27 protein-coding genes are annotated in these 19,731 nt (G+C 36.5%); 25 read left to right on the forward strand and 2 right to left on the reverse strand.

Going from position 1 to position 19,731, the window contains the following annotated elements; genetic code table 11:
• The first annotated feature begins 180 nt into the window (after positions 1-180).
• The 4 genes from JBW_RS10945 to JBW_RS26010 all read left to right on the forward strand — a co-directional run bounded on the left by JBW_RS10945 (position 181) and on the right by JBW_RS26010 (position 2,574).
• On the forward strand, positions 181-1,467 hold the full coding sequence (locus JBW_RS10945; RefSeq protein ID WP_007960864.1) for an IS4 family transposase: 1,287 nt from the start codon (positions 181-183) through the stop codon (positions 1,465-1,467).
• 254 nt (positions 1,468-1,721) lie between these two features.
• Entirely contained in the window at positions 1,722-1,970 is a 249-nt protein-coding gene (locus tag JBW_RS10950; RefSeq protein WP_007956638.1) for a hypothetical protein, read from the forward strand.
• A 162-nt stretch (positions 1,971-2,132) separates the two neighbouring features.
• Entirely contained in the window at positions 2,133-2,372 is a 240-nt protein-coding gene (locus JBW_RS10955) for a hypothetical protein (RefSeq protein WP_007956636.1), read from the forward strand.
• A gap of 70 nt (positions 2,373-2,442) precedes the next feature.
• The gene (locus JBW_RS26010; protein ID WP_268747883.1) at positions 2,443-2,574 is read left to right on the forward strand and encodes a hypothetical protein; all 132 of its coding nucleotides are present in this window, start codon (positions 2,443-2,445) and stop codon (positions 2,572-2,574) included.
• Here the strand turns inward: JBW_RS26010 and JBW_RS10960 are convergent.
• Entirely contained in the window at positions 2,564-3,220 is a 657-nt protein-coding gene (locus JBW_RS10960; protein ID WP_007956632.1) for a Ku protein, read from the reverse strand. The genes JBW_RS26010 and JBW_RS10960 overlap by 11 nt on opposite strands.
• A 508-nt stretch (positions 3,221-3,728) precedes the next feature.
• On the opposite strand from JBW_RS10960, the gene JBW_RS10965 reads away from it, so the two are divergent.
• Together JBW_RS10965 and JBW_RS25705 are read left to right on the forward strand one after the other, a co-directional pair.
• Positions 3,729-4,037, forward strand: a complete 309-nt coding sequence (locus JBW_RS10965; RefSeq protein WP_007956630.1) for a CFI-box-CTERM domain-containing protein — start codon at positions 3,729-3,731, stop codon at positions 4,035-4,037.
• Between the two features lie 94 nt (positions 4,038-4,131).
• Positions 4,132-4,353 carry a PD-(D/E)XK nuclease family protein gene (locus JBW_RS25705; protein ID WP_235334188.1) on the forward strand — a complete coding sequence of 74 codons (222 nt, stop codon included), beginning with the start codon at positions 4,132-4,134 and terminating at the stop codon, positions 4,351-4,353.
• A gap of 213 nt (positions 4,354-4,566) precedes the next feature.
• On the opposite strand, the gene JBW_RS23790 is transcribed toward JBW_RS25705, so the two are convergent.
• The gene (locus tag JBW_RS23790; protein ID WP_007956628.1) at positions 4,567-5,037 is read right to left on the reverse strand and encodes a helix-turn-helix domain-containing protein; all 471 of its coding nucleotides are present in this window, start codon (positions 5,035-5,037) and stop codon (positions 4,567-4,569) included.
• Positions 5,038-5,221: 184 nt separating this feature from the next.
• On the opposite strand from JBW_RS23790, the gene JBW_RS10985 reads away from it, so the two are divergent.
• The 19 genes from JBW_RS10985 (at position 5,222) to JBW_RS24050 (ending at position 19,694) form a co-directional block, all read left to right on the forward strand.
• Entirely contained in the window at positions 5,222-6,007 is a 786-nt protein-coding gene (locus tag JBW_RS10985; protein WP_007956627.1) for a ribonuclease HII, read from the forward strand.
• Positions 6,004-6,285: an EscU/YscU/HrcU family type III secretion system export apparatus switch protein gene (locus JBW_RS10990; protein WP_007956626.1), complete on the forward strand. Its 282-nt coding sequence runs from the start codon at positions 6,004-6,006 to the stop codon at positions 6,283-6,285. The genes JBW_RS10985 and JBW_RS10990 overlap by 4 nt, the downstream gene beginning before the upstream one ends.
• A 100-nt stretch (positions 6,286-6,385) precedes the next feature.
• Positions 6,386-6,745: a YraN family protein gene (locus JBW_RS10995; protein WP_007956625.1), complete on the forward strand. Its 360-nt coding sequence runs from the start codon at positions 6,386-6,388 to the stop codon at positions 6,743-6,745.
• Positions 6,746-6,783: 38 nt separating this feature from the next.
• On the forward strand, positions 6,784-7,341 hold the full coding sequence (locus JBW_RS11000; protein WP_007956624.1) for a UbiX family flavin prenyltransferase: 558 nt from the start codon (positions 6,784-6,786) through the stop codon (positions 7,339-7,341).
• Between the two features lie 17 nt (positions 7,342-7,358).
• Positions 7,359-8,882, forward strand: a complete 1,524-nt coding sequence (locus JBW_RS11005) for a YifB family Mg chelatase-like AAA ATPase (RefSeq protein WP_007956623.1) — start codon at positions 7,359-7,361, stop codon at positions 8,880-8,882.
• 46 nt (positions 8,883-8,928) lie between these two features.
• Positions 8,929-9,465: a YqeG family HAD IIIA-type phosphatase gene (locus JBW_RS11010; RefSeq protein WP_007956622.1), complete on the forward strand. Its 537-nt coding sequence runs from the start codon at positions 8,929-8,931 to the stop codon at positions 9,463-9,465.
• A 15-nt stretch (positions 9,466-9,480) separates the two neighbouring features.
• Complete coding sequence (locus tag JBW_RS11015) at positions 9,481-10,326, forward strand: shikimate dehydrogenase (RefSeq protein ID WP_007956621.1); 846 nt, start codon at positions 9,481-9,483, stop codon at positions 10,324-10,326.
• Positions 10,327-10,520: 194 nt separating this feature from the next.
• Positions 10,521-11,084 (forward strand): hypothetical protein, encoded by a 564-nt coding sequence (locus JBW_RS11020; RefSeq protein ID WP_007956620.1) that lies wholly within the window; start codon positions 10,521-10,523, stop codon positions 11,082-11,084.
• The gene (locus tag JBW_RS11025; protein WP_007934435.1) at positions 11,077-12,297 is read left to right on the forward strand and encodes a type II secretion system protein GspD; all 1,221 of its coding nucleotides are present in this window, start codon (positions 11,077-11,079) and stop codon (positions 12,295-12,297) included. The genes JBW_RS11020 and JBW_RS11025 overlap by 8 nt, the downstream gene beginning before the upstream one ends.
• Before the next feature lie 221 nt (positions 12,298-12,518).
• Complete coding sequence (locus JBW_RS11030) at positions 12,519-14,060, forward strand: GspE/PulE family protein (protein WP_007956619.1); 1,542 nt, start codon at positions 12,519-12,521, stop codon at positions 14,058-14,060.
• Complete coding sequence (locus tag JBW_RS11035; protein WP_007956618.1) at positions 14,060-15,109, forward strand: type IV pilus twitching motility protein PilT; 1,050 nt, start codon at positions 14,060-14,062, stop codon at positions 15,107-15,109. The genes JBW_RS11030 and JBW_RS11035 overlap by 1 nt, the downstream gene beginning before the upstream one ends.
• Before the next feature lie 25 nt (positions 15,110-15,134).
• Positions 15,135-16,355, forward strand: coding sequence for a type II secretion system F family protein (locus JBW_RS11040; RefSeq protein ID WP_007956617.1), 1,221 nt, complete (start codon positions 15,135-15,137; stop codon positions 16,353-16,355).
• Positions 16,356-16,404: 49 nt separating this feature from the next.
• On the forward strand, positions 16,405-16,803 hold the full coding sequence (locus JBW_RS11045) for a type II secretion system protein (protein ID WP_007956616.1): 399 nt from the start codon (positions 16,405-16,407) through the stop codon (positions 16,801-16,803).
• 65 nt (positions 16,804-16,868) lie between these two features.
• Complete coding sequence (locus tag JBW_RS11050; protein WP_007956615.1) at positions 16,869-17,609, forward strand: prepilin peptidase; 741 nt, start codon at positions 16,869-16,871, stop codon at positions 17,607-17,609.
• 9 nt (positions 17,610-17,618) lie between these two features.
• Positions 17,619-18,080, forward strand: a complete 462-nt coding sequence (locus tag JBW_RS11055) for a prepilin-type N-terminal cleavage/methylation domain-containing protein (protein WP_007956614.1) — start codon at positions 17,619-17,621, stop codon at positions 18,078-18,080.
• 10 nt (positions 18,081-18,090) lie between these two features.
• Positions 18,091-18,495, forward strand: a complete 405-nt coding sequence (locus JBW_RS11060) for a hypothetical protein (protein WP_007956613.1) — start codon at positions 18,091-18,093, stop codon at positions 18,493-18,495.
• A gap of 27 nt (positions 18,496-18,522) precedes the next feature.
• Positions 18,523-19,032 (forward strand): PilW family protein, encoded by a 510-nt coding sequence (locus JBW_RS11065; RefSeq protein WP_007956612.1) that lies wholly within the window; start codon positions 18,523-18,525, stop codon positions 19,030-19,032.
• Between the two features lie 39 nt (positions 19,033-19,071).
• Entirely contained in the window at positions 19,072-19,503 is a 432-nt protein-coding gene (locus tag JBW_RS11070) for a pilus assembly PilX N-terminal domain-containing protein (protein WP_235334189.1), read from the forward strand.
• Between the two features lie 14 nt (positions 19,504-19,517).
• Positions 19,518-19,694 carry a late competence development ComFB family protein gene (locus tag JBW_RS24050; protein WP_007956610.1) on the forward strand — a complete coding sequence of 59 codons (177 nt, stop codon included), beginning with the start codon at positions 19,518-19,520 and terminating at the stop codon, positions 19,692-19,694.
• Positions 19,695-19,731 lie beyond the last annotated feature (37 nt).

A 19,731-nucleotide genomic window follows, 5' to 3' on the forward strand; every position in this document is an offset into this window, starting at 1 on the left:
GTGATATGCTCCCCTTGCAATCAATGTCATTAAGTTAAGCAAAATAGAACGCTTACATCGATAAAAGTAGATGTAAACGTTCTATTTTTATATTTGCTAGTCATATAAAAAAACACTTGACAAATAGTCGAAAATTTGCAGCTCTGCCCTTGAAATATAAAGATTCGAGGGAGGACGCATATGAAACCAACCGAAGTAAAAGAAATACTTTCACACATAATAAGTACTATATCAGATGATCCATCTGATTTTTTGCAAAATCCATCAAAGGACTTTACAAGGAATCGAAAACTATCATTTGAAACAATCATTAAAATGATGATTGGCATGGGTGGAAATAGTTTATGTAAAGAAATATATGATTGGTTCAATTATGCAGAAGATACCGCATCTGTTTCTGCCTTTGTTCAGCAAAGGCAGAAAATTTCATCTAAAGCTATGGAATATATTTTTAGAGAAATGGTTAAACAATGTGACGAGCAGATTTTATTTAAAGGATATCGTCTTCTTGCTGTAGATGGATCTGATATAAGATTACCTAAAAATAAAAATGACGATAATTCTCATATCAAAAATGACGATAATACTAAAGGATATAATCTTCTTCATCTTGATGCTATGTATGATTTGATGCAACATAATTATGTTGATGCTTCAATACAAAGTAAAAAAGGTATGAATGAACATAAGGCTCTGGTATCAATGATTGAAAAATCTGAAGCAACTGGAAGTGTTATTGTTATAGCTGATAGAGGATACGAATCTTTTAATAATATTGCTCATTTTCAAGAAAAGAATTGGAATTATATTATACGTTCAAAAGAATCCTACGGTATTAAATATGAAACTCCTGATAGTGATGAATTCGATAAAGAAACCACCATCACCCTTACTCGGAGAAAAACGAAAGATACAATAGCATTGATTAAAGAAAATCCTGATAGATATCGTTGGATTCAACCTCATACAACGTTTGATTACTTACTGCCTAGAGAAAACAAGATGTATGATTTGAAATTTAGAATTGTTCGATTTAAAATTTCAAATACCACTTATGAAACGTTATTCACAAATTTACCTGCGAATGAATTTCCTGCTGAAGTTTTGAAAGAATTATATAAAATGCGATGGGGTATCGAAACTTCATTCAAAGAATTAAAATATGATGTTGGATTAGCCAGCATTCATAGTAAAAAGCAAGATTTTGTACTTCAAGAAATTTTTTCAAAGTTAATTATGTACAATTTTGCAGCTTTAATATCTTATCAAGTAGAACATCCAAAAGATAAAAGAATCAATTTCGCTAAAGCGATACATTTTTGTTATCAGTATTTCAAGAGCAAAATTTCTGAAAGATGTCTTTTGAAAATTGTGCAAAAATTTATGTCTCAAATACGTCCTGGCAGAGTATTTGAAAGATATCAAAATATTAAAAAGGCTGTCGGGTTTGCATATAGAATTTCTTAAAACAACTCTTCATATCTACATGTTGTACAGATGGCTTATAACGTCATCTGCTTTTGGTATGTTTAAATCATAAAAATGGTGAACACTTATCATAGCGTTCACCATTTTTTGATACATTAACCTGCTCTTAACTACTTAACTTAATGACATTGATTGCAAGGGGAGCATATCATCATGAGTTAGGCGGCTTTTTTGTGTTTTATCACTTTTAACACCTCAGAAACATATTATGTTAGCATAAGGAGGTGTTATTTATGTCACAAGGAGATTGCCATGACGAAAATAGATTAGAACTTGAAGTCGAAGAGATAGAAAGAATAGAACGCGAGCTCCTTCAAATAATTCATGAATCGGCTAAAGAAGATGATTGTCATTTTATGTCACAAGGAGATTGCCATAACGAAAATAGATTAGAACTTAAAGTCGAAGAGATAGAAAGAATAGAACGCGAGCTCCTTCAAATAATTCATGAATTGGCTAAAGAAGATGATTGTCATAGATAACTTTTAGGTTAGTCCGCCAGTGTAATTGGCGGACTTTACATGTAGGCTGTTTACCTTCCGGATGGACAGCTTTCTTTAAATGTCAACATTTACAACTTGATTTTTACCTACCAAAACCCTATAATTTAACCAAACATACGTTCTGTTCAGGGGGTGTTGAAAATGAGTGATTACAAGGTCTTTGTAGAAGTCACGGCAAAGCATGATACATATGGTAATATTAGGCCATTATCAATCAAGTGGGAAGATGGGCGAGTATTTGAAGTGGATAAAATTTTTGATGTACGCCTAGCTGCATCCCTCAAGGCGGGCGGTACAGGGATAAGATATACTTGTAAGATCATGGGCAAGCAAGTATATTTATTTGACGATGAGGGCAAATGGTTCATGGAACGGAAATAAAGAAACTCCCTATGACTTTAGGGAGTTTCTTTATGCTGACTTTGATTTTGGTTTTCTAGGAGATTTCTTCTTGGCTTCAGTTTTCTTTATGGCTGCCATGCTTGCCTCTAGTGCTGACATTAGGTCTGCAAAATATGGTGATGTGTCGACAGGTGTTGCAACAGTCATTTCGTTTTCTGCCTTAGTATTGATCATTGCATAACTTGCTTGTGATACTCATTCGTATATTTTTCTGGTTCAAACTTAGTGATCAAAGAATTAATAAGTGTCTTAGCCATATTCATTTCTTTGTCTGATAGTTCTACGTTGGATGGTAAATCATTTTCGATCTCTTTTGTTTGTACAATTTCATCCGCGAAAAGCATTGTCGATAGAGTAATAACGTTATCCGTAGGACGTATTGCTGCAAGATATTCTTTATTGCGTAAAACAAATTTAGCAATACCGACAACATTTGCTTCAGTCATACCTTGAAGTAATAACGCATAAGCTTTGCCTGCTCCTTGGTCGGGCACAAGATAGTAAGAGCTATCATAATAGCGGTTGTCGATTTCATCTAATTTAACAAAATCGCTAATTTCTATGATTCTGCTTGCTTTAGGGCTGATTGCCTCTAAATCAGAATCTGAGATAATTACATAGCGGTCTTCCGATAGTTTATAGCCTTTTACGATTTCAGATGCTGGCACTTCTGCACCGTCCGAAGCCACTTTTTTATATTGTATTCTGCTAAAGTCAGACTTTCTTAACTGATTAAAGGAAATTGTCTTGGATCGGGTAGCCTTAGTGAGCGATACGGGCACGTTTACAAGGCCAAAAGACAGCATACCTTTCCATACTGGGCGCATAATATCACCCTTTCTATTTATAATAATTTAGTTTACATAATAATAGTTATTATTATAACATAAAAGCTTATTAGCGTCACTGTTTACGGGCATAGTATAAGTTTCCAAAATAATTGAACCGACAGTAATAAAGGGAAACAAGTGGGAAACTATTACTTACAGAGTATAAAGGTAAGCATATGACAATATAGTTTCTGTCAAATATATATAAGGAATCCAATAAGCAACTATAATCATATGTTTCATATTACTGTAAATTGGGGTTGGATTGGACTCCGAAGCCAAGTGCAGGTTCATCCTGCCATGCGTATCAAATTTCATTTTTCTACTACCTTAATGTAGATTGTAGGAAATGGTGGCTTTCATATAAAACTCCCTAGGCTTAGTTGCTTAGGGAGTTTTTTGCTATGCCTTTTATAAGTTAAAAGAAAAATATAAAGGACCTTCTTTTACATAATTTCCGAAAATCCTATATAATAGGAACATACTATTTTCTCGGAGGTCCCAAATGCGTCAAACCAGTGCTACAGAACTCGCCAAGATGGGGAAACAAGAGCACGAACAATTTAATCGCCAGCTTTCTGGTAAAGATAAACGCTGCTTTATTGCAACAGCAGTCTTTGGTATCGATGCGATAGAAACGAATATCCTGCGTCAATTTAGGGATAATCATCTAATACCTTACACCCTTGGGCGAATGTTTACTTCATTATACTATAGTATATCGCCATATATAGTTATCGTAATTGATAAGTATCCTGTATTGATGATTCCGATCCGTGCAGCATTACGCTGGTTTATTAGATCCTGGAGGTAGACATGTCATTCCTTATATTAGTTGCAGTTATTATACTTTATTGGTGGTTGCGCTCAAGACGAAAACCCAAGTTATCACCATATATGTTAGAGGAATGTTGAAAATAAATAATCCGATACCTTTGTGTGGTAAGCCGGATGTAGTATGGAAAACTCGTGACGGTACTTTGATAGTTGGAGATTACAAAAGCCGTGAGAATCAACAAGTATATGAATCTGAGGTTATTCAGCTATCTGTATATAAGCTATTGGTTGAAAGAACACAAAAAAGGTCTGTTGCTGACTATGGTTTTATTCATTTCAAAATAAAAATATGAAAAAAGTATCTTTAATGAAGGAAAACGAAATTATTGCTTTGTATTATCGGTATTGGGATGTGAAGCAGGTGAGGTAGTAGCTTGTGCTGCTAATAATAAAAACTATTGTAAAAATTGTTCGCACAAGCATGAGTGTAGCTAAAATAAATCCCCTGATAAGTTTGGACTTACCAGGGGATTTGCTTTATACTATAGCGTAAAGGAAAAATAATCTCAATCTAGAATTTTACAATACAGCAAAGCCTTCTTTTTAAGTACTTGGCCAGGCTCTTTATCTTTCCAATCAAAAATAGTACGTTGATGAATTCCAAGCTCTTCAGCCATTTCGACCTTAGTATGTCCATGATAGCAACGAGCCTTCTCCAGTTTTTCGAAAAAAGTATCTTCAGGCATATTTTCAAAGCAACCTATAAACCATATTGGCTGTTCAAGTTCAGTGGCCAACTTGCGTAACGTTTTCATCTCTGCCGTGCCGGTAGTTTTTCCTTCTAGCTGACTTAGATGAGCTGCAGCAATCTCAACCTTCGCAGCAAGAGTCTTGATTAGCCAACCTTTTTGTATTCGTGCCCATCTAATACGCTTATTGGAGGTGTTACCAATTGTCATTTCTATATTCTGATCGAATTTTCCATTAAATACTGTATTATCTAGGTTGTGATGTGTACGCATGTCTGTGTAGATCATAACTTAGGGTAAGATAAACTTGGTAAGAATAGTAATTTCTGATCAATCTCTCTCGTCAGGGTGTACTGTACAAACAATTATTATTTCTTAATTAGCTTATTAAGATTATCCAACAAGGATTTAACAAGTTTTGCGAGAATATATACTATACTCAATTTACATGCCCACTGGAGGTTTAAGAATATTGAATGTAGAGCAAATGACAGTAGTCGAGATTACTAAACTTTTAGAAGAAAATAATCTGTCAATAGCTATAATAAATAGTTTAAAACAAGATTCGCGAGTTTCAGTATTTCGCTTATTTACTAAATGGCAAAAAAGGCAGGAGCAAAACTTACTAGAGAAGCAACGTATTCAAGGTCTTTATAAGCAGGAACGAATGCTTGCAGCTAAGGGATATAATTTAATTGCAGGTGTTGATGAAGCAGGTCGTGGTCCTTTAGCAGGTCCATTAGTAGTTGGTGCTGTTATCTTGCCTATCGGCTGTCACCTACCATCTATTAATGACTCAAAAAAGTTATCAGTTAAGCAACGGGAGTATTTGTATCATGAGATAAAAGAAGTTGCTATTAGTGTACAGCATATCGTCATAGATATTGATGTAATTGATCATCTGAATATTTATAATGCAACTATATCTGGTATGTATGAAGCTATTAATGAACTTCATCAAAGACCTCATGCCGTATTAATTGATGCTGTTCCCTTGCCTGATTTAGAAATGCACTCCTTGTCATTAATTGGTGGGGACGCTATTAGTGCTTCTATTGGAGCAGCTTCTATTATTGCAAAAGTAGAACGGGATAATTTAATGCGGGAATATGATAAACAGTTTCCACAATATGGATTCGCAAAGCACAAAGGCTATGGTACGGCAGAACATCTAAAGGCATTGCAACAATTTGGTCCATGTCCTATACATAGAAGAAGTTTCGAGCCTATTAAGTCATGGGGAAGAATAGATATATGAATAAAGAAAAATCGGATAAACCGCAGCAAGCTATTGCAATAAGCTATCAGTCCAACACGAATGCGCCAAGAGTTGTAGCCAAAGGCACTGGTTATATGGCTGATAAAATACTTTCTACAGCAAGCCAACATTCTGTTCCCGTATATCAAAACAAGACATTAGCCAGTATGTTAATGGCAGTTGAGTTAGATCGGGAAATTCCTCCTGAATTATATCAGGCTGTAGCTGAGGTGTTGGCATACATTTACCATATCGATAAAAAAATGCACAAATTTTAGATAAGATTAGATGAATTTATTTTATTTACTTGTGAAAAACAACATCAAGATAGCAGGATGTTGTTTTTTTTCGGGGAATATTGTAGCGAGGTGTATTATTGTGAATACTAGTAAAGTGGGGGATATTGGAGAACAAGCTGCAGCAAGTTATCTGTACGATGCGGGATATGAGATAGTAGAGCGAAAATATCGTAGTAAAATTGGAGAAATTGATATTATTGCAAGGATAAAGAATATTTTAGTTTTTATTGAAGTAAAAACTCGAAGGAATACTACTTATGGCTTTCCAGCAGAAGCTGTAACCTATCGAAAACAGCAAAAAATAATCAATACTGCATCCTGTTATCTTCAATATATACATAATACAAATATACATTGTCGTTTTGATGTAATTGAGGTATTTCTAAATGAAAATAATAAAATAACGTGTAACCATATTACAAATGCATTTATCAGATGATTAAGTCTTTTTTATTAAATGGAGGTAGGTGAATCTTAATGCGAATTATTGTTGGTATTACTGGGGCTAGTGGTGCCATTTATGGACTTAGATTGATTGAAGTGCTAAAAGAAGCAGGTTGTGAAATTCATGCTGTAGTATCAGAGCATGGTTGGCAAGTTCTAGATTATGAGTGTAGCATCAGCCCACAAGAAATTAAGGAAAAAGTAGATTTCTTACATGACATAAAGAATATTGGGGCATGTATTGCTAGTGGATCATTTAAAACAGATGCGATGGTGGTAGTTCCTTGTTCTATGAGGACCTTAAGTAGTATTTCCAATGGAATTGCTGATAATTTACTCAGTCGTGCAGCTGACGTTATGTTAAAAGAAGGACGGAAATTGATTATTGTTCCTCGGGAAACACCTCTTAATGCGATACATTTGGCTAATATGTTAAAACTATCTCAGTTAGGGGTTAGAATTCTTCCTGCTAGCCCTGGATTTTATCATCGTCCTACTACTTTAAACCAAATGATTGATATGATGGTTGGCAAAATATCTGATTCCATTGGTATTGACCATGATTTATTTCCCAGATGGCAAGGTGAATAATTTTCGGAGGTAACTTTGTGTTTTCACAAACATTTGGATCGACTACAATCGGATTAAATGGTATTGTAATAACCGTAGAAGTAGATATATCTAATGGTTTGCCAGCATTAGATATCGTTGGCTTACCTGATACTGCCGTAAGAGAATCAAAAGAACGAGTAAGGGCAGCCATAAAGAATTCTGGATTTGAGTTTCCCTCACGGCGTATCACAATTAATCTCGCACCTGCCGACCTCAAAAAAGATAGCTCAGGATTAGATTTGCCTATTGCGATTGCGATCTTGGCAGCCAGTGGACAAATTATCTTACATCATTATCAACAGTATGTATTTGTCAGTGAATTATCTTTAGAGGGAAAGTTGCGTGGCATTTCAGGAGTATTGTCGATGGCAATTCATTGCTCTGAGCAAGGAATAAACCAAATGATTGTTGCTCCTGATAATACGCAAGAGGCCTTACTGGTAAAAGGGTTAACAGTATATGCACCAACGACTTTGGAGCAATTGGTATTACATCTCAATCAGGTCACTCAACTGCTCCCTGCAACGAAAGAACCTTTTTCTCCTCCAATGAGCAATGATAGTGAGGATTTTGCTGACGTACAAGGACAATTTGTTGCGAAGCGGGCTTTGGAAGTAGCTGCATCTGGAGGTCACAATCTGCTCATGACTGGTCCACCAGGATCAGGTAAAACCATGTTAGCCAGACGAATTACATCTATTTTGCCAGTCATGTCACCTCGTGAAGCATTAGAAGTCACAAAAATATATAGTATTGCAGAGCTATTGCCTACTCATACTGGGTTAATAAGCACAAGACCTTTTAGAAGCCCACACCATACCATTTCTGCTGCAAGTATGGTAGGGGGTGGACGCATCCCTAAGCCAGGTGAAGTAACATTAAGCCATAATGGCGTATTGTTCTTAGATGAATTGGCAGAATTCCCCAGAACCGTATTAGAGGTATTACGGCAACCTTTAGAAGACGGACAAGTAACCATTTCTAGAGTGAACGCTTCTTTTTCCTATCCCGCAAGGTTTATGCTATTATGTGCTAAAAATCCATGTCCGTGTGGATTCTTAGGAGACAATAAAAAAGATTGTACTTGTAGTACAGGCGATATTAAGCGTTACCGCAAGAAAATATCTGGACCTTTATTAGATCGAATGGATATACATGTGCATGTGCCACGTTTAGAATATAGTGAAATGACTACTAGCATACCAACGGAGTCTTCCAGTGAAATCCGCCAGCGAGTGACTGCCGCAAGGGCTATACAATATTCTCGCTTGCAGAAATACAATATATTTTGTAATGCCCAAATGGGCCATAGACATGTAAAAACAACTTGTCATATGACTCACAATGCACAAGTTATGCTAAAACAAGCGTTTGAAGCAATGAACCTTAGCGCTCGAGGCTATGATCGTATATTAAAAGTAGCACGTACCATTGCTGATTTGGCTAATTCGGAACAGATTAGTGATATTCACGTCGCAGAAGCGATTCATTTTCGAAATAATATTCAAGAATTTTCTTAGCTAATTAATAAAGAGAATACTCATTTTTATCTGGAGGTAAAAATTTTTGTATAACCTTTTATGTCCTCATATGATCTTAAATTCTTTACATGATCTTGAGTACCACCAATTAAAAGAACTAGGAATTGAGGGAATTATTTTTGATTTAGATAATACGATTATTCCCTGGGATCAGCAGCAGATGTCACCTGAGATTATTGAATGGGTAAATGCTTTGCTAAAGGAAGGGTTTAAAATTTGTTTGTTATCCAACAATATGGGTAAGAGAGTAAAAGATATAGCTGAAATTTTTAACGTTCCTTTTGTCTCTAGAGCCTATAAGCCAGCAAAATCAGGATTTCGTCATGCAATAGCAGCTATGGAATTGTCTCAGGATCAGGTAGCGGTGATCGGTGACCAATTATTTACAGACATACTTGGTGGTAATCGTATTGGTTTAATTACGATTTGGGTTCGTCCATTAAGTGCACAAGAATTTATTGGTACTAAAGTTACCCGGCGCTTGGAACGATTAGCTGTACGAGTTTTAAAGGCAAAAGGATTTATAAGTAAAAGCGCGATTATTAAAAATAATAATTATTGAAATGGAGCTAGTACAATGATTACGAGTAAAACCCAAAAAATAGGTATATTAGGATGGCCCCTGGGACATTCCTTATCACCTATAATGCATAATGCAGCTTTTAAATCCCTTCACCTTGATTATGTATATATTCCACTGCCTGTTCATCCGGAGAATTTAGCTCAAGCCGTTGCAGGTTTGAAAGCAATGGAATTTACGGGTGTAAATGTTACCATACCTCATAAGGTGGAGATAATGTCCTATCTTGATGAAATTGATTTCAGTGCCCAGCTAGTTGGGGCTGTAAATACAGTTGTAATAAAAGACGGTAAATCGATTGGATATAATACAGATGCTCAAGGGTTTGTCCAATCAATACTTTCAAATGGTATTAAAATTACTGAACAAACAGCGGTCATACTAGGAGCTGGCGGGGCTGCGAGGGCCGTTGCATGTGGTCTTTTTCAACATGGGATAAAAAAAATTATAATTGGAGCAAGAAATCTTGAAAAAGCGCAGCAATTCGTAAAACTCTTCTCAACAAATGTAGATATACAAGCTTATGATTGGGAGGATTTCGGTTTTAAAAATTTGTTGCAAGAATGTGATATTCTGATAAATAGTACTCCAATTGGTATGTCAGTTCATGATACAGAAGTGTTGCGTATACCTTGGGAGATCTTAAATCCAGAGGCTGCTGTTTGCGATTTAATCTATAATCCATCCAAGACTCAACTGTTACTTTCTGCTAAAAAACACGGTCATATAGCTATAAATGGTCTGGGAATGCTAATTGAACAAGGTGCCTTGGCTTTTGAACTTTGGACAGGTGAGCAAGGTCCCCGACAAATTATGTCTGACGCATTAACAGAATATCTGTAAGTATTGCTTTTTATTAATCATTAAACTCACTAAAGCAAGAAGCTCCCAAATTAGTAGAATATACTTAATTAGGACATTGAGGCTTAGGTCCTAGGATCTGAGCCTTTTGTTGTGCAATATAAATTGGACATGTAAATATTCCAGGAATATTATTGCAGTTGCTTTATAATCAATGGATTAGGAGTGGGGAAACTTTGGAGAAATTAAAGCAATTAAAAAAAATTACTGCAAACCAGCGCCTAAAGGTAATATTTGTAATTGGGGTGACAGCCATAATTGCAACAATTTTTTTTATGCCTTCAAAGATCCAGGTTACTCCTAGTGTTGTTAATAAGACTACCACATCCCTTGTTAGAAATACGGATAAAGTAGTTATGTCTGTTGGACATCAACATAATGGTGAATTGAAACGTGATCCTTTTGCCCCTCCTTCTATCGGCGCGGATAATTTTGAAACGCAGAAAGAAAGTATATCTCCTACAAAATCTAACAATGAATCTGTGATAGCCGCAAATCCAATTACTCTCCTTAAACCAAAAGAGAAGATAAGACTTACTGGAATTATCAATACAAATAATCAGCATGTTGCAGTTATACAATCGGATAATAAAAGCAAGACTTATCAGTTAGATGAATTTATTGGTACCTACCAACTTATTTCAATACAAGAAGATTCTATTATTCTAAAAAGTGGTAATAGTCAAATGTTCTTGTCATTAGAGCCAGCGGGAAAAGGGAGGGTACTAAATAATGAATAGGACACATCTCTGCGTAATGATATTGTTACTGTCAATCACAATCTGTGGTATTGCTATGGCAGAGCCGCAAAGTATTGATCTTAGTTTCGTAGATGAAGATGTGCGGGTAATATTACATACACTCGCTATTATTAGCAATGTTGATATCATTATTGATGAATCGATAAAAGGTAATATTACGCTGAAACTTAAGAGTACAACTTTCGAGAATGCCCTAATTCTAATTACGTCAGCTAAGGGGCTATCCTATCGAAAAATAGGTGAGTCCTTTATTATAGAACCTGTGGATATGGGGACAACAGAGATATATAAGTTGCGTTATATTCGTGCTGTTGATATAAAAAAAACATTGGAACCTATTATGAATAGTCTTAAATTAAAAGCTGAAATTGATGAGATATCAAATAGTTTGATATTTAGTGGTTCACCTACAGGTTGTGCTCGCATTAAAATATTATTAACAGATCTTGATGTTCCGCAGCAACAAGTGGTTATCGAGGCTAAAGTTGTGGCTATTAACAAAGCCAAGACAAAAGAGCTAGGGATCGATTGGTCATGGGACGTTACACCTCAATACGCAGAATATAGTGCAGAACAAGTCAATATTGCTAATGGTGTAACGACTATTGAACCAGGTAAAGTTACGCGTGATACTGGAAAAGGAATTATTCAATTTGGTCGTAATCCTGAAGGTCATCCTTATGAATTTTACTATCAAGCAAAAATTAATGCTCTCATTAGTAATGGTAATGCTAAAATCTTAGCTAGTCCTAAAGTAACTACCATTAATGGAAATGAGGCTCGGATTTTAATTGGTGATCATATTCCAGTACTTACTGAGAGAATGGAAGACGGGAAAACGACTACTACAGTAGAATATATTGATACGGGCATAAAACTTACCTATACCCCTACGATTACTGCTGATGGAACTATTACAGCAAAAGTACATACAGAGGTTAGTACTCCTAGCTTAGTAACGGATATTAAGAACTATCGCATTACGACCCGTGAGGTAGAAAGTATGGTCTGCATGAAAGATGGTGAGACGATGGTGATTGGTGGTCTCATTGGCAGTGAAGAATCTAAAACAAATAATAAAATACCTTTCTTAAGCGAACTACCATTAATTGGTACGCTGTTTAAAAGTGTACATAATTCAAAAGTAGAAACGGAAGTAATCATCTTTTTGACAGCAAAATTAGTTAAATGACATAAAAAGCAGAAAATAGATTGTAATTTGGTATTTTAAGCAGGAACTTATTGTAAAATGTAGAAGAATAAGTATTAAAATAGATGTGAAAACATTCGCAATAATATTGGGAACTTGATCCTGGATTGAGTAGTGCAATCGGCTGGTAAATATGCATTTACAATTTTAATAAATGTATTTGAAGTTTGGTTGCTTTTCTGTATAAGAGGCGGTGTAAAAGCATGAAATGTGAAGTCTTAAAAACTCGATTAGGTATACCTCAGATTGATTTGTCAAGTATCTGCGTTAAACCAGAGTTAGCAGAACTGATTCCAGCGACATTAGCGGAGCGGCATCAAGTGATTCCGGTAAAAGTTGCTGGTAATAAGATTATTTTAGCAATGACTGATCCAACAAATTTTTATGCGATTGATGATATTCGTATGGTTTCAGGTTTTGACGTAGAGCCTGTTATCGCTGCAGAAAAAGATATATTACGAGCTATCAGAGAATGCTACGGTGTACAAGACTTAGTTGAAAAGGCCATTAATAAAATGCGCCCAGAAGATATAAGGCTAACAGCAAAGCTCCAAACAGCAGATGATGCTCCAATCATTGGATTAGTTAATTCTCTTATGGATCAAGCAATTAAAGATATGGCTAGTGATATACATATTGAACCTCAAGATACATCATTGCGTGTCCGTTTTCGCATTGATGGTATGCTACGAGAGATCGGCAGTTTTCCCCGCGAGATTCACCCCGCGATTGTTGCTCGAATTAAGATTATTAGTGATATGGATATTGCAGAAAAACGCATACCGCAAGATGGGCGAATTAAAATTAAAGGAGTAGAGAGTGATATTGATATTCGAGTGTCTACCTTACCTACTATTATGGGTGAAAAAGTGGTTATGCGTTTGTTAGATCAACAGACAGTTATTTTGGATATTAATAAACTTGGTTTTTCTACTGAAAATAGTAAAAGTTATCATAAGATATATTCTCAATCTTATGGAATGGTGCTAGTCACTGGTCCTACAGGTTCGGGTAAAACGACTACTTTATACTCTACGTTGAATCAAGTGAATTCGCCAAGTCAGAATATCATTACTTTAGAAGATCCTGTAGAATATCGTATAGGAGGAGTCAATCAGGTACAGGTTCACCCAAAAGCAGGCTTAACTTTTGCCAGTGGACTTCGGTCTGCATTGCGGCAAGACCCGAATGTCTTATTAGTGGGAGAAATACGAGATAGTGAAACTGCTGATATTGCCATTAGAGCGGCTTTAACTGGTCATCTTGTCTTTAGCACTTTGCATACAAATGATGCGGCAGGAACAATTACTCGTTTACTTGAAATGGATGTTGAACCCTTTCTAGTGGCTTCATCAGTTCTAGGGGTAGTTGCACAACGACTCGTCAGAACACTTTGTCCCAAGTGTCGAGAAAGTTACATACCTTCTACTGATGCCTTAGAACGTTTATTTTTAGGTGTTGAACCTGACGTACCTATTAGATTGCATCAAGGAGCCGGGTGTGCCTATTGTAATCATACAGGCTATCAAGGTCGTATGGCAATTCATGAAGTCATGCCCATAACTTCTCAAATTAGAGAGGCTATTAATCGTAGAGCTTCTAGTGATGAAATTTGCAAGATTGCTATTGCACAAGGCATGATAACCATGCGTCAGGATGGTATTGAAAAAGCACGTACTGGTTTGACAGATGTAAAAGAAATTATGCGTGTAGCATATGCTGAAGCTAGTGGAGGACAATTGTGATGGATCAGCTATTGGATCAAGCTGTACATAGCCGAGCATCTGACCTGCACATTACAGTAGGCGCACCACCCATATTCAGAATTGATGGTCAACTTGTACCTACTAACCATCAGCTACTAAACGTAAAAAATACAGAAAGATTGTTTAAAGCCATTACAACGCCGCAGCAACAGCAATATTTTAATGAGCATGGTGAAATTGACTTTTCCTTTGCAGTTCCTGGCCTTAGCCGTTTTCGAGTCAATGCTTTTCACCAACGTGGTTCAGTGGCTATAGTGATTCGCGTTATAGATGAAAATATACCTACATTAGAAGGGCTGGGACATCCACGTGTTATAAGAACTCTTGCTTGTCAGGCTAGAGGTTTAGTTCTAGTTACCGGTCCCACAGGTAGTGGCAAATCAACAACTTTGGCGGCGATGATTAATCTGATTAACCAGGAACGATTCTGTCATATTCTTACACTAGAAGATCCTATTGAATTTTTACATAAGCATAACAAGTCAATTATCAATCAGCGGGAAATCAATACTGATACCAAATCGTTTACGGTTGCTCTCAGAGCTGCTTTAAGAGAAGATCCAGATGTTATTTTGGTAGGAGAAATGCGTGATTCGGAAACCATTGCTACAGCCATTACGGCAGCAGAAACAGGACACTTAGTCTTTGCTACTTTACACACTAGCAGTGCTGTTCAAACTATAGATCGCATTATTGATGCTTTTCCTTCACATCAACAGCAGCAAATTCGTATACAGCTGTCCGTTACCCTGCAAGGAATTATTGCTCAGCAGTTATTACCTCGAATGGATCAGATTGGCAGAGTATCTGCTTTAGAAATTCTGGTAGCTACTCCTGCAGTGCGTAACATGATTCGTGAAGGAAAGACCCATCAACTGACTTCCTTCATTCAAACGGGCGCAAAGTTTGGTATGCAAACGATGGACATTGCTTTACGGGATTTATATCGTCGTGGAATCATCTCGTATGGTGAAGCTATAATGCGCGTCATAGATGAAGAGAACTTCGCTCGTTTCGCCAATAATTAAACAAATGGAAAGTAGGAGAGCATAAATGGCGAAAATTTTTGGATATAGAGCTAAAGACCGTAATGGACAAGTACTAATCGGTAGTATTTTGGCTGAAAGCGAATCGGCAGTGGCAGCTCATATCCGAGAAAAAGGCTATTTTATTACTCAAATTAAGGAAGAAGGTGGTGCAAGTTTATATAATAACCTTATTGATCACTTAAGAAGTAGCAGTTTAAAAGAGATTTCGATTCTTTGTCGTTTATTTGCCACTATGATCGATGCAGGTTTACCGTTAATAGCTTCTCTTGATGTTCTCATTGCACAAACAAATAATCTACGAATGAAAAAAGCGTTACAAAATGTCTATAAAAAAGTCAAGGAAGGAGAAACATTATCCCGTTCTTTAGGTGATTATCCTACCATATTTCCTAGTCTTATGGTTAACATGGTAGAAGTTGGAGAAGTGGGCGGGTTACTAGATGATGTACTCAATCGTTTAGCCAATCACTTTGAAAAAGAACATAAATTGAATGAGAAGATTAAATCAGCTCTGACCTATCCGGCAGTAGTCAGTGTTATGGCAAGTGTATCTGTTGTTTTTATTTTAACCTTTGTTTTACCGACTTTTGTACAAATGTTTGATAATTTGAAAATGGAGTTACCATTACTTACACGCATATTACTGGCGACTAGCAATACTCTGCATCATTATGCTCTATTTTTGATCGCTTTTATTGTAGTGGGAACATATGGGTTAAAGATTGCATATCAACGAGAATCATCCAGAAAAATGATTGATAAGTTGATACTAAAAATTCCTGTAGTTGGCATGTTATCTCGTAAAATTGGTATTGCCCGCTTCAGCCGTACCTTAAGCACTTTGCTTCATGGTGGTGTGCCGATTATAACTGCCTTAGACGTTGTGAAAAAGACTACTGGCAATCTTAGTATCATGGAAGCGTTAGAACAAGCACAAGCTGGTATTAAAGAAGGGATGGCGCTAGCATCTACTTTGGCACAAAGTAAAGTTTTTACTCCTATGGTCATTCAGATGGTTTCCATCGGTGAAGAAAGTGGTGCATTGGACAAGATGCTCGAAAAGATCGCCGATTTCTATGAAAGTGATGTAGATGATGTAGTTGGTCGTTTAAGCAGTATTATTGAACCTGTTATTATTGGGACTTTGGGAGTAGTCATTGGCTTGATTGTGATATCCATTATGATACCGATATTTGATATTATAACGAATCCTGGGAACCTATAACTGCTTATGATGGACTTTAGTAGAATATAAGCATAAAAGAGGTAATTATATGTTTATCAAATTAAAGAAGAAAATGAGAGATCAAAAAGGATTTACATTAATCGAATTGATGGTCGTAATTGCAATTATTGGAGTTTTAGCAGCTATTGCGATGCCGAAACTTACTGCTTCAACTGCGTCGGCAAGAGATGGGAGGCTTAAAGCTGATCTTCGTACGGTTGATAGTGCTCTTATATTGTATCGTGCAAATAATAATATGTATCCATCTACTAAAGCAGATCTAGCAACTTACATTAATGTTTGGCCTAAGGATGCCCAAGCCATCGCTGCTGATTTGAGTTATACGAAAGGGAGTAGTGATGATTATAAATTAACTGGTGTATCTTCAAATGGTACAACAAGAAAATCCCCTGGCAGCTCAGATTATACTTCCACTGATATATGGTAACAAATCATAAATACCGCTATGTGTTACCTTCTGGTATTTCGATTCAGATATAAGGGAGAAATATAGTGTTTATAATAATCCTATTAGGTCTTCTTATCGGCAGCTTTCTTAATGTCTGCATCTACCGTTTACCACAAAATCAATCCATTATCTTTCCGCCGTCCCACTGCAGCACTTGCGGTACACATCTTAAGCCATGGGATTTAATCCCAGTAATTAGTTATCTGTTATTAGGAGGTAGCTGCCGGTATTGCAAAGTTACGTTTTCCTCACGCTATATTTTAGTAGAGATAGTAACGGCTATTTTATTTGCTTGGTGTTTTCAAATATATGGATTATCTTTTCTGTTTATAAAAGCCATTGTCTTCACAACTTTTTTACTTATCATTACGTTCATTGATTACGATCACCAGCTGATTTTAGATAAAGTCCTCCTATGGTTCTCTGGAGCTGGTATTGTTATAAATTCTTGGACGAATAGTTTGGACTTTTGGGATATGCTGCTGGCTAGTTCACTTGGGGGTGGATTGCTACTTCTAATTGCACTTGTCAGTCGTGGTGGAATGGGAGATGGTGATATCAAGTTTGCTGCAGCTCTTGGTATGTGGCTAAGCTGGAAATGTTTATTACTTGCGTTACTACTATCCTTTGTATGTGGTGGAATAGGTGGTTTGCTGTTAGTGCTTTTCAAATTAAAAAGCCGTAAAGATTTTATTCCCTTTGGCCCTTTTATAGCTCTTAGTGCCTTTACTATTATGTTATATGGCAGTGAAATAATTATTTGGTATATAGAAAAGCTATATTGAGGTGGACATATGCAACGAGGTGTTACCTTAATTGAACTTCTAGTATGTATTGCTATCCTTAGTATTTTTGCGAGTGTGACAATACCAACCCTGGGACAATCATTAGAGAAACAAGAGCTAGAGAGTACATCTCGTCAATTGGCAGCTGATATTCGCTGGCTGCAACAAATTTCAATTAACGCTGGGGTAGATACAACTGCGTATGCAATGTTCTTTTATAATACTACACCTTATGGCTATTACGTTACTGCAAATACTACCAGAATAAAGAATGTTATATTTCCAGAATCGGTGACTCTTTCCGGCAGCCATTCTTACATTTCATTTGCACAGAGTGGAGCACCGAAAACTGGCGCACAAACCATTTCTATACGGAGTAAGAAATTAAAACGATGGAAATATGTTATCCTTGCACCAATTACTGGACGTGTCCGTATAAGCGATTTTATAAATACACAACCTGAAGAATAGAAGGTAATCTATGATGTCAAGGCTGAAGGGAAATCAAGGTTTTGTTTTAGTTGATGTAACGCTGGGACTTTTTATTATTAGTGTCGCGTTACTTTGTATTTCTATGTTGTTTACCCAAGCATTACAATTGGAAGAAATTGCAGGGGATTATACACTAGCCACGAATGTAGCACAGAAACAATTAGAGTTATTAAAAAATAAGTCTCCAGTATATTGGGCAGAGTTGCAGTTACCTTGCACAATACCTTGGGAAGATGAGAGGTTTCCTCCTCCGGCAGACTACGAGCTGACAACCTATGCTGTGCCATCCACGCGCGGTAGTCATCTTGTGCAAGTAACAGTAATTGTTACTTGGCAAGAACGACAAAAAGATTATAGTATCCAGCTTGTGACTTTATATTCCAAGATGAACTAAAGTCGTTCTTATATTGAAGGTGAATCAATGAAGAGAAAATACTTTGTAGCGCAACATGGACTGACTTTAATAGAACTGGTAATTGGTATGGCTTTAATACTATGTTTGCTTTCTGGTATCGTAGGTTTATTTTCCGGTTCTTTAAAAGTTTGGGTATTTGGTAAGCAGCAAAGTCATCTCAATCAAACAGCGCGCATTGCGATGGATTCTATTGTTAAGGAAATACGATATGCTCAACAAATTACCTTAAAGAATACTTCATCTTTAGTAGTAACAAAGGTAAACGGAGAAATTAGAACCTTACAATTAGGCGAAGGACTTCATTCCAGAACATTATATGTTATTATAGATAAGACAAAGACAATTCCTCCTGGTGGTATTTCTAGCAGTCCAATAACAGAAAATCTTGTGACAAACCTGCAGTTTCTTCAGCGTGGAAATAGCAAGGCTGTACTGGTAACTTTAGAAGTCACTAATGAGAGTACTGGGGAAAGAAAGTTGCTTCGGACAGCCTGTTATCCTTTAAATTTACAGTGACCCATTATGGGAAAGGGGATGTTTACCTTGCTATATATCGTGAGAAATGAGCGTGGTTTGGCTGCCGTACTAGCGCTGATTGCTATGATGTTATTAGGGATAATGGGGATTGGTCTTATGGTATTAAGTAAAATAGACATAGAAATAGCAGCGAATCATCGTGATGGTGTTGCTGCACAGTATGTAGCTGAAGGAGGAATACAATGGGCAATTGTTCAGCTTAAGACAGATCCAGATTTTGTTATTGAAACTAAAGCTCAAAAAAATGTAACAACGTATGTTATTGATGAAAATGGATCTACTTTTGCCAGTTGTACTGTTACAACCACAGTCAAACCAACAACGACTGATGAGAATCTAAGAGTGGTCACATCCATTGGGAGTGTTAACAAGGCAAAGCGCCAAATAAGCACGCAAATACGATTGCCGGCAGGAAAAGAAGATCCGCTTGAGGTTATTTGGGATGATTAAGGAAAGTGGCTACTATGGAAATAAAAAATTATATGGAAATATTAGTAATGGAAAAACTGGATATCGTTATAAAGGCCAATCGTACAACGTGTAATTGTAAGCGCTGTCGATATGACATCGCTGCATTAGCCCTAAATTCTCTGCCTACACGTTATGTTGCAACATCTTCAGGACAACATATTCTAAAATAGATTCATTGGATCAACAGTTTCATGTTGATATCGTTTC

It is taken from the genome of Pelosinus fermentans JBW45 (assembly GCF_000271665.2).
Lineage (GTDB): Bacteria > Bacillota > Negativicutes > DSM-13327 > DSM-13327 > Pelosinus > Pelosinus baikalensis.

Bases quoted from the DNA above. Each gene is read 5' to 3' on its own strand.
- JBW_RS10990 (WP_007956626.1), top strand. From the start codon at position 6,004: ATGAATAAAGAAAAATCGGATAAACCGCAGCAAGCTATTGCAATAAGC.
- JBW_RS11035 (WP_007956618.1), top strand. From the start codon at position 14,060: ATGGATCAGCTATTGGATCAAGCTGTACATAGCCGAGCATCTGACCTG.
- JBW_RS11015 (WP_007956621.1), top strand. From the start codon at position 9,481: ATGATTACGAGTAAAACCCAAAAAATAGGTATATTAGGATGGCCCCTG.
- JBW_RS11060 (WP_007956613.1), top strand. From the start codon at position 18,091: ATGATGTCAAGGCTGAAGGGAAATCAAGGTTTTGTTTTAGTTGATGTA.
- JBW_RS25705 (WP_235334188.1), top strand. From the start codon at position 4,132: ATGTTGAAAATAAATAATCCGATACCTTTGTGTGGTAAGCCGGATGTA.
- JBW_RS10965 (WP_007956630.1), top strand. From the start codon at position 3,729: ATGCGTCAAACCAGTGCTACAGAACTCGCCAAGATGGGGAAACAAGAG.
- JBW_RS11025 (WP_007934435.1), top strand. From the start codon at position 11,077: ATGAATAGGACACATCTCTGCGTAATGATATTGTTACTGTCAATCACA.
- JBW_RS10955 (WP_007956636.1), top strand. From the start codon at position 2,133: ATGAGTGATTACAAGGTCTTTGTAGAAGTCACGGCAAAGCATGATACA.
- JBW_RS10945 (WP_007960864.1), top strand. From the start codon at position 181: ATGAAACCAACCGAAGTAAAAGAAATACTTTCACACATAATAAGTACT.
- JBW_RS10950 (WP_007956638.1), top strand. From the start codon at position 1,722: ATGTCACAAGGAGATTGCCATGACGAAAATAGATTAGAACTTGAAGTC.
- JBW_RS24050 (WP_007956610.1), top strand. From the start codon at position 19,518: ATGGAAATAAAAAATTATATGGAAATATTAGTAATGGAAAAACTGGAT.
- JBW_RS11000 (WP_007956624.1), top strand. From the start codon at position 6,784: ATGCGAATTATTGTTGGTATTACTGGGGCTAGTGGTGCCATTTATGGA.
- JBW_RS23790 (WP_007956628.1), bottom strand. From the start codon at position 5,037: ATGATCTACACAGACATGCGTACACATCACAACCTAGATAATACAGTA.
- JBW_RS11065 (WP_007956612.1), top strand. From the start codon at position 18,523: ATGAAGAGAAAATACTTTGTAGCGCAACATGGACTGACTTTAATAGAA.
- JBW_RS11045 (WP_007956616.1), top strand. From the start codon at position 16,405: ATGTTTATCAAATTAAAGAAGAAAATGAGAGATCAAAAAGGATTTACA.
- JBW_RS11040 (WP_007956617.1), top strand. From the start codon at position 15,135: ATGGCGAAAATTTTTGGATATAGAGCTAAAGACCGTAATGGACAAGTA.
- JBW_RS11055 (WP_007956614.1), top strand. From the start codon at position 17,619: ATGCAACGAGGTGTTACCTTAATTGAACTTCTAGTATGTATTGCTATC.
- JBW_RS11030 (WP_007956619.1), top strand. From the start codon at position 12,519: ATGAAATGTGAAGTCTTAAAAACTCGATTAGGTATACCTCAGATTGAT.
- JBW_RS10960 (WP_007956632.1), bottom strand. From the start codon at position 3,220: ATGCGCCCAGTATGGAAAGGTATGCTGTCTTTTGGCCTTGTAAACGTG.